The organism is Pseudomonas sp. SCPG-7 (assembly GCF_002156405.1).
In the GTDB taxonomy this organism is placed as follows: Bacteria; Pseudomonadota; Gammaproteobacteria; order Pseudomonadales; family Pseudomonadaceae; genus Aquipseudomonas; species Aquipseudomonas parakoreensis.
This window is the reverse complement of sequence record NZ_MVOO01000006.1, coordinates 229,061-242,130: the sequence shown is the minus strand read 5'-3', so window position 1 is coordinate 242,130 and position 13,070 is coordinate 229,061. Positions and strand designations below refer to the sequence as shown.

At 55.7% G+C, this 13,070-nt stretch carries 10 protein-coding genes and 1 pseudogene; 7 read left to right on the top strand and 4 right to left on the bottom strand.

Going from position 1 to position 13,070, the window contains the following annotated elements:
- Positions 1-37 precede the first annotated feature (37 nt).
- Both amn and B1722_RS14105 read left to right on the top strand, forming a co-directional pair.
- On the top strand, positions 38-1,537 hold the full coding sequence (gene amn / locus B1722_RS14110) for an AMP nucleosidase (protein ID WP_161794895.1): 1,500 nt from the start codon (positions 38-40) through the stop codon (positions 1,535-1,537).
- 72 nt (positions 1,538-1,609) lie between these two features.
- A complete protein-coding gene (locus tag B1722_RS14105; RefSeq protein ID WP_041065061.1) occupies positions 1,610-2,245 on the top strand; it encodes a pseudouridine synthase in 636 nt (211 codons plus the stop codon).
- On the opposite strand, the gene B1722_RS14100 is transcribed toward B1722_RS14105, so the two are convergent.
- Both B1722_RS14100 and B1722_RS14095 read right to left on the bottom strand, forming a co-directional pair.
- Positions 2,240-2,449: a DUF2788 domain-containing protein gene (locus B1722_RS14100; protein ID WP_003228500.1), complete on the bottom strand. Its 210-nt coding sequence runs from the start codon at positions 2,447-2,449 to the stop codon at positions 2,240-2,242. The genes B1722_RS14105 and B1722_RS14100 overlap by 6 nt on opposite strands.
- Before the next feature lie 189 nt (positions 2,450-2,638).
- Positions 2,639-3,118, bottom strand: coding sequence for an Lrp/AsnC family transcriptional regulator (locus B1722_RS14095; protein WP_007909658.1), 480 nt, complete (start codon positions 3,116-3,118; stop codon positions 2,639-2,641).
- Positions 3,119-3,572: 454 nt separating this feature from the next.
- On the opposite strand from B1722_RS14095, the gene B1722_RS14090 reads away from it, so the two are divergent.
- On the top strand, positions 3,573-4,613 hold the full coding sequence (locus tag B1722_RS14090; protein ID WP_086793036.1) for a DUF6515 family protein: 1,041 nt from the start codon (positions 3,573-3,575) through the stop codon (positions 4,611-4,613).
- Here the strand turns inward: B1722_RS14090 and B1722_RS14085 are convergent.
- Both B1722_RS14085 and B1722_RS14080 read right to left on the bottom strand, forming a co-directional pair.
- Entirely contained in the window at positions 4,607-5,515 is a 909-nt protein-coding gene (locus B1722_RS14085; RefSeq protein ID WP_086793035.1) for a cation diffusion facilitator family transporter, read from the bottom strand. The genes B1722_RS14090 and B1722_RS14085 overlap by 7 nt on opposite strands.
- A gap of 22 nt (positions 5,516-5,537) precedes the next feature.
- Positions 5,538-5,957, bottom strand: a complete 420-nt coding sequence (locus B1722_RS14080) for a hypothetical protein (protein ID WP_025108718.1) — start codon at positions 5,955-5,957, stop codon at positions 5,538-5,540.
- Between the two features lie 111 nt (positions 5,958-6,068).
- Between B1722_RS14080 and B1722_RS14075 the strand changes: the two are divergent.
- The 4 genes and pseudogenes from B1722_RS14075 to B1722_RS14060 form a co-directional block, all read left to right on the top strand.
- Positions 6,069-6,449: pseudogene (locus B1722_RS14075) on the top strand (DEAD/DEAH box helicase); the annotation flags it as partial.
- A gap of 129 nt (positions 6,450-6,578) precedes the next feature.
- Positions 6,579-9,101, top strand: coding sequence for an ATP-dependent helicase HrpB (gene hrpB, locus B1722_RS14070; protein ID WP_086793031.1), 2,523 nt, complete (start codon positions 6,579-6,581; stop codon positions 9,099-9,101).
- Between the two features lie 137 nt (positions 9,102-9,238).
- On the top strand, positions 9,239-10,858 hold the full coding sequence (locus B1722_RS14065) for a dsDNA nuclease domain-containing protein (RefSeq protein ID WP_086793029.1): 1,620 nt from the start codon (positions 9,239-9,241) through the stop codon (positions 10,856-10,858).
- Entirely contained in the window at positions 10,855-13,044 is a 2,190-nt protein-coding gene (locus B1722_RS14060) for a DEAD/DEAH box helicase (RefSeq protein WP_086793027.1), read from the top strand. The genes B1722_RS14065 and B1722_RS14060 overlap by 4 nt, the downstream gene beginning before the upstream one ends.
- Positions 13,045-13,070 lie beyond the last annotated feature (26 nt).

Here is a 13,070-nt window from a genome sequence, read left to right as displayed (position 1 = left end):
AACGCCACTGTTCCCGTGAGACCACGATGCAGGCAAGATGAAGCTCTGCAAGTCAGAACACAGGAAGCTGATCGTGACCGAAGCGTTTATTGTCGTTCAAACCGCCGAGCAAGCCGTGGATCGTCTGGCCGAGCTGCATGAGCGGGCCACCACTGCGCTGAACTCGGCGCTCAAGCGTTACCTCAAGGATCGCGTCGAGCCCGACGCCGAACAGCGCGCTCTGTTTCGTTATCCCGAACTGCGTCTGACCTACCTGTGTCAGGGCGAAGTCCCGCAGACCACCCGCGCCTATGCCAAGGTGCAACTGCCGGGCACTTACAGCGTCACCGTCACCCACCCCAAGGCGTTCCGCAAATACCTGCTGGAACAACTGGTGCCGTTGATGCACGACTTCACCGTGACCGTGGAAGTCGGCGTCAGCCAGCAGAACATTCCGTACCCGTACGTGGTCGAGCAGGGCGATGAGCTGGCCGGCTCCGGCGTCACCGCTGCGGTGCTGGCGCGAGTGTTCCCGAGTACCGACCTGTCCGCCGCCACCGATGGCATCGCCGATGGTCTCTACGATTGGGAAAACACCGATCCGCTGCCACTGGCGCTGTTTGACGCCGCGCGGGTCGACTTCTCGCTGCGTCGTCTGGTGCACTACACCGGCAGCGACTGGCGCCATGTGCAGCCGTGGATTCTGCTGACCAACTACCATCGCTACGTCGACCAGTTCATCGTCCATGGCCTGGAGCAACTGCGCAAAGACCCGCGTTTCGTGCGTATGGTCCTGCCGGGCAATGTGATCATCGAGAAGGGCATGGATCACGGCGAAGCTTCGGCGATTGCCGCTGGCGTGGTCTGGCACCGCTACCAGATGCCGGCCTATCACCTGATCGCCAACGACGGCCATGGCGTGACCCTGGTCAACATCGGTGTCGGCCCGTCCAACGCCAAGAACATCACCGACCACTTGGCGGTGCTGCGTCCGCATTGCTGGCTGATGATTGGCCACTGCGGCGGCCTGCGCCAGTCGCAGACCATCGGCGACTACGTGCTGGCGCACGCCTACATGCGTCGCGACGGGATTCTCGACCGTGTGGTGCCGCCGAATATTCCGATCCCGGCGCTGGCCGAAGTGCAACTGGCGCTGCAACAAGCCGCGGCCAATATCACCGGCGAGAAGGGCGAGGAGCTGAAAAAGCGTCTGCGCACCGGCACCGTGCTGACCTACGATGACCGTAACTGGGAATTGCGCTGGGCCCAGGAACGTCCGTTGATCAACCTGTCCCGCGCTGTGGCGGTGGACATGGAAAGCGGCACCATCGCCGCCCAGGGTTATCGCCTGCGAGTGCCTTACGGCACGTTGCTGTGCGTCTCGGATAAACCGCTGCACAGCGAAATCAAGCTGCCGGGTTCGGCCAACGCGTTCTACGAGCGTGCGGTCAGTCAGCACTTGAAGATCGGCATCGAGGCGGTGGATCTGCTGCGCACCGAACTCAACTCGCTGCACTCGCGCAAACTGCGCAGCTTCGACGAGCCGCCGTTCCGTTAACGGTTAGTCGTGGTCATTTGGCGGTCGGGGCACTAGCATTAGCAGCCCTGACCGTCAGATGTTCTTTTCGCCATGTCCCGTCCCCCGCGTCCTCCTTCCCGCCGCCCTGGCGCGAAGCCTTCGCCCTCAGCTCCACGTCGTGTCGCCAAGGCGCCGCCGGCCGAGCCGAAGCTGATCCTGTTCAACAAACCGTTCGATGTCCTCACGCAATTCAGCGATGAAGGCGGGCGGGCGACGCTCAAGGATTTCATCGATGTGCCGGGCATTTATCCGGCGGGGCGCCTGGATCGCGACAGTGAAGGTTTGTTGTTGCTGACTAATGACGGTCAGTTGCAGGCGCGGATCGCCGACCCGAAACACAAGTTGCCGAAGACGTACTGGGTGCAGGTCGAAGGCGAGCCGACGGCAGAACAACTGCAGCGTCTGCGCGACGGTGTCGAGCTGAACGACGGCATGACTCTGCCCGCCGAGGCGCGGCAACTGGATGAGCCTGAACTGTGGCCACGCAATCCGCCGGTACGCTTTCGCAAAAGCGTGCCGACCCGTTGGCTGGAGTTGGTGATTCGAGAGGGACGCAACCGTCAGGTGCGACGGATGACTGCCGCGGTGGGGCTGCCGACGTTACGGCTGGTGCGGGTCAGGATTGGCGACTGGACGCTTGAAGGGCTCGATCAGGGCCAGTGGAAGGAAGTGCCGGCGCGGTTATAGAGCGCCGGATTCGATCAGGCCGATCACCACACTCTTGATGATGAACGCGGCCACGCCCAGACCCAGCACGAAGAACAGAATGAACGAGCCGAAACGCCCGGCCTTGGACTTCTTCGCCAGATCCCAGACGATGAAACCCATGAAAATGATCAGGATGCTGACCAGGCCAGTCATCATCCACTCTTCGAATACTGCAGGATCCATCGGGCATCTCCGGCGCTGCGCGGCTGAAAGGGCGGCCGGGAGTATACGCCAGCGGCGAACGACGCAGCATTGACCTGCGTCGGTGTGCCGCAGTCATTCGTCGCCTGCACCGGCCTCTTCGCGAGCAAGCTCGCTCCCACAGGGAAGTGCATTTCAAATGTGGGAGCGAGCTTGCTCGCGAAGACGGTTTCAGCTGCGCAGATGAGTCAGCGGCAACTCGGTGCTGTTGAGCACTTGATTGAGCACAAAGCTCGAACGCACGCTGGTCACCCCTTCAATCCGGGTCAGGTGTCCCAGCAGCAGCTTCTGATAGTGATCCATGTCCGGCACCACCACTTTCAACTGATAGTCGGCATCCACGCCCGTCACCAGGCTGCATTCCAGCACTTGCGGCAAGGTGCGGATCGCTGCTTCGAAGTTCTCGAAACGTTCCGGGGTGTGCCGGTCCATGCCGATCAGCACGTAGGCGGTCAGGCTCAGGCCGAGCATCTTGCGATCGAGCAGGGCGACCTGGCGCGAGATGTAGCCGTCATCCTCCAGTTGTTTGACCCGGCGCGAGCAGGGCGAGGGCGACAGACCGATGCGCTCGGCCAGTTCCTGGTTGGAGATGCGGGCGTCGCGCTGCAATTCCGCCAAAATACTCAGGTCGTAACGGTCGAGTTTGCTCATGAATCAGTCCTTGGTTGTAACTATTGCGGCGGATTATCTATCCAGGGTTAAAAATTGCGCAAGCGGTGTTTATTTGAGCAATCTTCGCAATCATCTGTCGCGCGTTGCGGCCTATTCTTATCACCAGAATCACTGCTCGGTAACACAGTCCACTGCGGCCCGCCCAATCAGGCCCGCCGCGGCCGCCACCCCCACCGGGGATGTGCCGGCCCCCGAGCTGCACACTGTCCAGAAGACGGCGTGAGGTGAGCCGACGTCAAAAGCGTCGAGCCAGGACGAAGTTCTCTAAAGGGAGGCCGACGGGTCTCCCTTTTTCTTGTCTGCGATTTTTGTGCCTCGATGTACGGCTTCCCTCAATAAATAAGTTTCGTGACTGATAACCTGTCGCAGAACCCGGTGTGCGTATTCCCGGTCTTAGCTACAAGCCCTCTTAATACCCGCAGTGAGGAAAAGCATGAAGTCGCGCATCTGGCGTCTGGCCGGTGTTGGTTTGCTGTGTGTGAGCGTCGGAGCCCTAGCGTTGGCCGACGAGCCACAGAATCGTGGCCCCGAGAATAACGGGCACGGCGGTGAGCATCAGGGCAATCAGGGGCATGGCGGTGAGCGTCAGCCCCATGGGCAAAACAATCCGTCGCCGCAAAATCCGCCGCGGCCGCAGAACAGCGAGATCATTCGCGGCGACAACAGCCGCCAATTCGAGCACAACGGCCAGCAGCACAATAACGGCCAATGGCAGAACCAGAACCGCGCACCCAATCAGCCTGCACCGGTTCATCAGGCGCCACCGCCACCGGCGAACAACCTGCCGATCCAGCCACGTCCCGACACCGTGCGCCAGATTCAGGAACCGCGTCAGGGCTACTACCGCGACGAGCGTCCGCAGAATGGTTACCACAACCAGCAGTGGCAAACCGGCAACCGGCCCGATGACAATCGCTGGCCGGGTCGCCCGGACGGGCATGGCAACGGTTGGGGCCCTGGCCCGCAATATCGCCCGGGGCATGTGATCGACCGCTTCCCGGATCGTGAATATCGCGTGCCGTATCGCGGTCAGGATTACTTCTATTCCGGCGGCTACTGGTATCGCCCGCAAGGCCCGCGCTACATCGTCGTGCAGCCGCCACGCGGGATTCGTATTCAGTACCTGCCGGACTACGCCCGTGAAGTGTGGATCGGCGGTGCGCTGCTGTTTCTTGCGGCCGGTTCCTACTATGCATATCAGGAAGCCACCCAGGATTACGTCGTGGTCGAGCCACCGGTGCAGCAGCCGCCGCAGCCGCAATCCCAGGGGTATGACGTCGAGGCTTATCCGGCCAACGGTCAGTCGCCGGAACAGGTGCAGCAGGACGGTTACCAGTGCTACCAGTACGCGGTGCAGCAAAGCGGTTTCGATCCGCGTACCGCGACGTACCAACCGGCGCCCGAAGTGGTGCAGGCCTACCGCCAGGCTCAGGGCAATTGCCTGAGCAGTCGCGGTTATCAGGTGTCTTACTGAAGCCGGGTCTGCGCCCGTTCAGCCCTGACCACTTCCTGCGGGTCGGCGTGCACCAGCACCTCGGCTCGCGGGTAGGCGGCGTGAATCGCATCCGCCGCCTGATCGCTGATGCCGTGGGCCACTGACAACGTCAGCTCTCCCGGCAACTCCAGATGCAACTGCACGAACCAGTGGTTGCCCGAAATCCGCGTGCGCAGATCATGTGCACCCAGTACGCCGGGTACGCCGCAGGCCAGTTCGAGCATGTGCTGACTGACATCGGTCGGCAGCTCCTCATCCATCAGCACCGAAAAACTTTCCCGGGCGATCTGGATCGCACTCCACAAAATGTACCCGGCAATCCCCAGACCGAACCAAGCATCGAGCTGATGAAAGCCCATGCCGGCGAGAACCAGCGCGATCAGAATGCTGCCGTTGAGCAGCATGTCCGAGCGGTAGTGCAGCGAGTCGGCGCGCACGGCGTTGGAGCCGGTCTGCTTGATCACCCGATGTTGCAGCGTCAGCAACGCGGCGGTCAGCAGCAGCGAGAACACGATCACGCCGATGCTCAGCCACGGCGCGCCCAGCGGCTCCGGTTGCTTGATGCGTTCATACGCCTGAAACGCAATCAGCACCGCACTGCCACCGATGAACAGCGCCTGCGCCATGCCCGCCAGCGATTCAGCCTTGCCGTGGCCGTAACGGTGATCGTCATCGGCCGGGCGCAGTGCGTAATGCACTGCCAGCAGATTGAGCAGCGAAGTGACGCCATCCAGCGCCGAGTCGGTGAGGCCGGCGAGCATGCTCACCGAACCGCTCAGCCACCAGGCGATGGCTTTGGCGATGATCAGCGTGCAGGCCACCGCCACCGAAGCGCGGGTTGCCAGTCGTAGCAGGCGGGCGTGTTCGGGGCTGGTGGTCATGAGTGCAGAAATTCCTTATGGATCAGGCGGCGGGTTGCAGGCCGAACATGGCCAGTTGCTGGGTGCTGCCCTTGTGCTGGATCAGGCGTGGATCGTCCAGCGGCAGATTGCGGCCCAGTTCAGTTTCGAGAATAGCCTGCAACTTGAGGTTATCGACCTGGCCGTCTGGGCCGATCGCTTGTTTGAGTTTCGCCGGATCGACCTGCGCCGTGTGGCCCGGTTCGAAATAGATCGCGCCCGTGGTGAAGTCGACCGCGAAAGCGATCAGCCCGGGAATGACGTAGAACAGCAGGCCGACGGCGTCGAGTACGGCAATCGCCGGGTCGATCTTGCCGTCGATCTGACCGCGACGGTCCGGATAGAAAATCGAACCGCAGGCCGTGAGTTGAGTGAGCAGGGTGGCGACCAGTACACCGCCGATCAGGCGAGAAGGTAAGCGCATGTGATGGATCTCCTGAGTCATCTAAAAACGAAGCAGCGTTGTGTGGAATTAAGACCCTGACAAACGCCTGGCAGTTCGCCGTTATACTCGCGCCTCTGTTTGGGAGCCAGCATGATTTCTTTGCCGATCGATGAAGTTTTACCCGCCCTGCGTGAAGCCCTGGCGACACGCCACGAAGCCGTGCTCGAAGCACCGCCCGGCGCCGGTAAAACCACCCGCGTGCCTTTGGCCTTGCTCAATGAAGTCTGGCTGGCCGGGCAGACCATTCTGATGCTTGAGCCGCGCCGTCTCGCCGCGCGTGCAGCCGCAGAACGTCTGGCCAGCGAACTGGGCGAGAAGGTGGGCGAAACCGTCGGCTATCGCATCCGTCTCGACAGCAAGGTCGGCCCCGACACCCGCATCGAAGTGGTCACCGAAGGTATTCTCACCCGGCGTCTGCAGGATGATCCGGCGCTGGAAGGCGTCGGTCTGCTGATCTTCGACGAATTTCACGTTTTGCTGAATGCACAGAAACCATCATTTTCTTGTCAAAAACTCTCAAACAACGCCGTCTCAGTCTGAGGGCTTAATCTCCTCGCTTGATCCCCCGTCGTATACTGCTTCCCTGATTTGGGAGCCTCGATGATTTCACTACCTATTGACCTCGTATTGCCAGACCTACGAGAGGCCCTGGCCAACCGCCACGAAGTAATCCTTGAAGCTCCTCCTGGTGCTGGCAAGACCACTCGAGTGCCCCTAGCACTACTGAACGAGCCTTGGCTCGGTGATCAGAAGATCTTGATGCTCGAGCCTCGTCGATTGGCTGCTCGGGCCGCCGCTGAACGTTTGGCGAGTGAGCTTGGTGAGAAGGTCGGTGAGACTGTCGGATACCGCATTCGTCTTGAAAGCAAGGTAGGCCCACGAACCCAGATTGAAGTGGTGACCGAAGGTATCCTGGCTCGCCGGCTTCAAGATGACCCCGCGCTGGATGGTGTGGGTGTGGTGATCTTTGACGAATACCACTTGCGAAACCTCGACTCCGACCTTGCACTGGCTCTGTGCGTGAGTGCTCGTGAGCTTCTGCGTGATGAGCCGCCACTGAAGTTGCTTCTGATGTCCGCAACGCTGGAAGGTGCTCGCCTTTCAAAAGTGCTGAATGATGCGCCTGTGGTCACCAGTGAGGGCCGGATGTATCCGGTCGTACCGGTTTGGGGCAGTCCATATCAGCCGGGCGAGCGTATGGATGCGCGAGTCACTGACACCTGTTTGGCTGCCATCAACGAACAGTCGGGAAGCGTTTTGGTTTTCCTTCCTGGGCAGGCAGAGATTCGGCGGGTGGCTGAGGCGCTCAAGGAGCAGTTGAGTGGTCGTCCAGAGGTGATCGTATGCCCGCTGTACGGCGACCTCGACCTGAACGCCCAGCGTGCTGCTATTGACCCAGCACCCAAGGGCTCCCGGAAGATCGTACTGGCCACGAACATCGCTGAAACCAGCTTGACCATCGAAGGCGTTAGGGTTGTGGTGGACAGTGGTCTCGAGCGAGTGCCGAAGTTCGATCCTCGCAGCGGCATGACGCGACTCGACACGCAGCGTATTTCCAAGGCCAGTGCTACCCAGCGTGCAGGACGGGCAGGGCGATTGGAACCAGGTATCTGCTATCGCCTTTGGTCTGAGTCGCAGCACGAGCAAATGGCTGGCTATAGTACCCCTGAGATCCTGCAGGCAGATCTCGCAGCCCTCTCACTCCAGTTGGCCCGGTGGGGAATGAAGCCGGAGGAGATGACCTGGCTCGACCAACCTCCAACAGCTCCCTTCGCTCAAGCCAGAGACCTGCTGAAGCGCCTAGGCGCACTCGACGATGCTGGACAGCTCACACCACACGGATCAGCCATGAGCGAGCTCCCAGCGCATCCACGGATCGCACACATGCTCATTAAAGGCAACGCGATGGGGCTGGATGACCTTGCTTGCAACATCGCTGCGCTGCTGGGCGAGAAGGATATTTTGCGCGGTGCAGGTGCCGATCTTCACACCAGATTGAGTGCATTATCCGGCGAGCAACATTCGCGCCGAGGCGGTGGTTCTTTTCAGCGAGTAAAGCAGTCTGCTCGGCAGTATCGATCCCTGCTACGTGGGAGAGCCGTTCACCTTGTCTGCGAGCCGGATCACCCAAGATGGGTAGGCTGCCTACTGGCATTCGCTTACCCTGACCGAGTAGCTCTCCAGAGGCGTGCGAGTGCGTCTGAGTACCGTCTCTCCAACGGGCGGGCTGCTGTGTTCTCAGAGCCTGATGCTCTCACTAAACATGAGTGGCTAGTAGTGGCCGATCTGGGTAGCCGGCAAGGGCAGCGCGAGGAGCGAATCTACCTAGCGAGCGATCTCGATCCTGCTTTGTTCGATGACGAGCTGGCTGACCTTGTAAGGTCAGTCAATGAGGTTGACTGGGACGAGAGGGGAGGGGTGCTCAAGGCTGAGCGGCAGCTAAAGGTGGGGCTGTTGGTACTGTCCACAACACCTTTGCCAAGCCTTGATGAACAAGCTCGTTCGCTAGCCTTGGTCAATCTGGTGAGGCGAAAGGGCATCGAACTCCTGCCTTGGAGTCCTGAGTTGCGACAGTGGCAAGCGCGGGTCGATCTGCTGCGTCAGCTGGATATCCACAATGGCCAAGCAGAAAGCAAGTGGCCTGACCTCAGCGATGCCAATCTTCTGGCCACGTTGGAGGAGTGGCTCACACCGTACCTGGGCAAAGTCACGAGGCTCAGCCACTTCAGCCAACTGGATCTGTCATCGATTGTCAGGAATCTTCTGCCTTGGCCGCTTCCACAGGAACTAGAGACACAGGCACCTCAAACCATCCAGGTGCCATCTGGGTCGAATATCCGAATCGACTATTCGCAGCATCCTCCGATATTGGCTGTGAGGCTGCAGGAGCTTTTTGGTCTGTCAGAAACACCTCGGATTGCCCAAGGTAGACAGCCCCTGACGTTGCATCTTTTGTCGCCGGCGCGGAGGCCTGTACAGGTTACCCAAGATCTAGCCAATTTCTGGCGTAGCACCTACGTGGAAGTGAAGAAGGATCTTAAAGGCAGATACCCGAAACACTACTGGCCCGAAGATCCATTAGTGGCTGAGGCGACTGCCAAAGCCAAGCCTAGGAGGCCCTGACTCTCGGGCCAACTCAGCCTCACGTTCTGCCCGCTTTTTCTCCTCACGTCGCAGGCGAAATAGCCTAAGGCCATTAGGCGTGGACGCCAAATGTCTTTTCCCATAGCCTTGAGCATCAAAAACCATGGAAGTAGGTGATGGACTCAAGCAATGCGGGGGGCGTAGCAGCCAAGCTTGGATTCTTGTATCAGGACTGTGCGGCGGCGCTTTTCGTAACCCAGATGCTACTCAACAAGAAGATCCAGGCTGTCAGATGCGAAGTTACAGACGACATCGATATCCTATACGATACGCATACTGAGTTCGTTCAAGTTAAGACTTCTGACAAGCCTCGCTGGTCTATTAGCACGGTTACAAGTCGTACTCGGGGAGCTGATAAAAAGCTTATTGCCAACAGTTCAATTGTGCACAAGTCAATGCAGTGTGCATTCACGCCTGTTGAGAAATGCAAGTTTCGGATTTTATCTCCTAGAGACTGCAAAGCGCCACTCGACTACTTAGAAATTGAGATCTCAAAGCGAGACGGTAAGCCTGGCCGACAAAACCTGATCGATGAGCTCGACGTAAAATTGCGAAAATATGTTGCGCCAGCAGGCAATTCTATATCCGACTGGGTTGACTCATGTTCGTGGGAGGTAATACCTAGCTTAAGGCAAGTAGAACTTACAGGTCTTAGTAATATCAGAAATGCTGCCCTTAACCTGTATGGCGTAATTCTAAGTTCGGATTCAATAGTTGAAAGTATCTGGATTAATATTTTAGTAGCTATGACTAAAAGAAGTGCACTCGATAGGCGTGTGTACATTGAGGATGACAAAACCTACCATAGAGATAATTTTCTTGCTTGGTTTAAGGCCGAGGTCTTATTTTATGATCGCGGAAATTCTCATTGCAAAGTTTATGTTCACCGCAAACTGCCAGATATTTTAATTCAACTTCAGGCGCCTTTTTTAAGTCCGATTCCAACCAGGAATGGGCTGGCCCTACATCAGCGTTATCAGATGGGGCAGTACCGCTATGAGCACATCGCCAAGAATATTTGTTGTTGGTTTGACGAGCTCCTGTTGAGACCAGGTGAAATTGCCGACTTCATCAGTTCGACTGCTACGGAAAAATACAAATTATTGAGGTCACGTCTCGCTGATAATGCCAGAGACCTTGAGCGGTTTCTTGGAAATGCATTGCTGCATTCGGTCATGAGGCTAAGACATAACAGTCAGCCTATTCCGGCTACCCTTTACCTTGATTCTAAAGATGAAATGCGGGTTTTTGAGAATGTTCACATCGTACAGCGTGCTAAGGGAGGTGATGAGTTATGGCTTGGGGTTAGCAAGTTAACAAAAGCCAAGACGTTATCACAGGTTTTAAATGATCTTAGAGACACACTTTATAATGATATTGTAAGTGGTCTGGACGGAGTTAGAGAAAAGGTTCTGGATGTCAAGGAGGACTCATATCTACTTAATCACGATATCGATGATATTCTAGATACCAGCAATTCGTTTGAAGATCATTTGGAACGCCTTCGATTTGTAATTTTTTTCGGCTATGAGTCAAGTTTTCTGACTATTCCTGAGACTAAAGGTCATGAGGCTAACCTGTATCATGAAGCTTATGATCTCTTCGTTGATTTTATTTCCGATATCACCAAGAGTCCGGAATATTCACAATTTAATTTTGAGCTTTATCTCTATCCTGCCCCAAGCTTTGACGACTTATGTGGATTGGTGGAAAAGAAAATGAGGGATGACATGTGAACAGGATTTACGACACTGCTCGGATTCTGCTCGAAACAGAAGGAACATCAGCATTTAGCTATCTTCATGCTGCTGACAAGCTGTTGTCGAATCCCGTTTCATTGCATATGGGTAGGGATTTAGTTATCAGAGCCTTGGACGCTAGGCTGAAGTTTACGAGCTATACGCCTTTGCTTCGCAACCTGGTACGCAAGTCTGGGCTGTATCCGTATTTGAAGAAAGAGTTCCAAGAGGTAACGGTCAGCGAAAAATCGGCTTTAGGGATCTATCAGACTCCTTTTTCGGATGAAATTGTTTTCCATTCGATGCAGTTTCAGGTTTTTGAACTGCTTCGATCTGGACGCAACGTTGTTCTAAGTGCACCAACCAGCATGGGGAAGAGCGCAATTGTAGATTCGATAATTGGCTTAGGAATAGTGAGTAGAGTGGTTCTAGTTGTTCCTACTATCGCGCTAGCCGACGAAACGCGCAGGCGCCTTCAGGAGCGGTTCGGCGAACTCTATCAAATCATCCATCACAGTTCTCAGGAAGCGAATGGTGATAAGGTGATTTACGTTCTCACGCAGGAAAGGGTTAATGAACGACAGGATATTGTTGGAATTGATTTCTTCGTAATTGATGAGTTCTACAAGCTTGCATTTCAGCAGCGGGCCAGTGGGAAGATAGACTATGAAAATGAGCGAGTTATCGAGCTTAATATCGCTTTGAGTAAGCTGTTGAAGGCATCTAAGCAGTTTTATATGACCGGGCCTTTTATTAACAGTGTGACAGGCTTAGCGAGTCTCGGCTTCGAGTATACCTTCATCTCCTCCGATTTTAATACCGTGGCTTTGGATGTTGAGTCCTTCGACCTGTCTCCTAATGATGAGGAGGGTAAAGAGGAAGCGGTTCTCTCTATTGCAGACCTGTGTCGTGGTGAGGCGACAATAATTTACTGTAAATCCTCTGCTGTTGCTGGAGGAGTTGCAAGGTCTTTAGCCAAGCATGGGTTTGGTACTGAGTTTCATAGCCCTCATCTCGACTGGGTCGCCCAAGAGTACGATTCTGATTGGGATTATTGTGTCGCTCTACGAAGCGGAATCGGTCTTCACTTTGGGGGGTTGCCGCGTGCTTTGCAGCAGTACACTATTGATCTTTTTAATCGGGGAAAAATTAACTACCTTATTTGTACTTCGACGATAATCGAGGGTGTGAATACTATTGCAAAAAATGTTGTGATACATGACAACAGGGATGGCAATTTTAGCATTGATAAATTCACACATGGCAACATAAAGGGGCGCGCTGGTCGCATGGGCGTCCATTTCGTAGGAAAAGTTTATTGCCTAGAGTCGATTCCCCAGGATTCATTCAACCAAGAGGTGGATATCCCTCTCGGAATTCAAGATGATACGACGCCAATGAATCTTCTGGTTGGCGTTCAGCCAGAGCACCTTAGTGATTACTCTCAGTCCAGATTCGAACGAGATGAAAATATCGATGAATTTGGTGTGGACTTGTTGAAGCGCCATAGCTCATTCACTCTGGAGGCATTCAGAGAGTTGTACTCTTATGTCGAGATGTTGTTTGAGGAATCCTTTCAGTCCACCATCTTCCATTGGATGCCTTCAGGTGAGTTTCTCAATGTTTTGGCTGAGGCACTAACGAGGTTCCAATCCGGCGCGCTTCGCCGAGTGCGGATCCCAACCAAGAATAGTTCGGTTATCCATGCAAAACTCACAAGTTATCTGTATACCCCTCAATACGCTGAATACTTTAAGTCACAGATTGTTCAGTCGAAGGCGCGCTTAGAGAAGGGCGAGGTCGATAATCTTTCCACATGTATTAATGATGACCTCAAGGTGGTGGTCAATATTTTGGGGCACACAGTTCCAAAACTACTCGGTATTCTTGAGGATGTTGTTAAGTTGCATGCTAAGAGGCGTAATATTAATGCGAAGATTGATTATTCAAAACTTCGTGGGGTTTTTGAACATTACCACCTCCCATCTGGCCTGGCTGGCTTGGAGGAAATGGGCGTGCCGGTACAGACGCTCCAGAGGCTCAACACTCTCATGGATGCCCCTCATGACCTAGATGTGGATGAGATGGCTCAATACCTAAGAAACAACGAAGACCGTTGGCGTGGCTTGGGCACTGTGGATCGTTCCTTTTTGACGAGGACGCTTTATCCAAGCTCGAGATGATAAACGTTCGGGGAATGTATAATTGA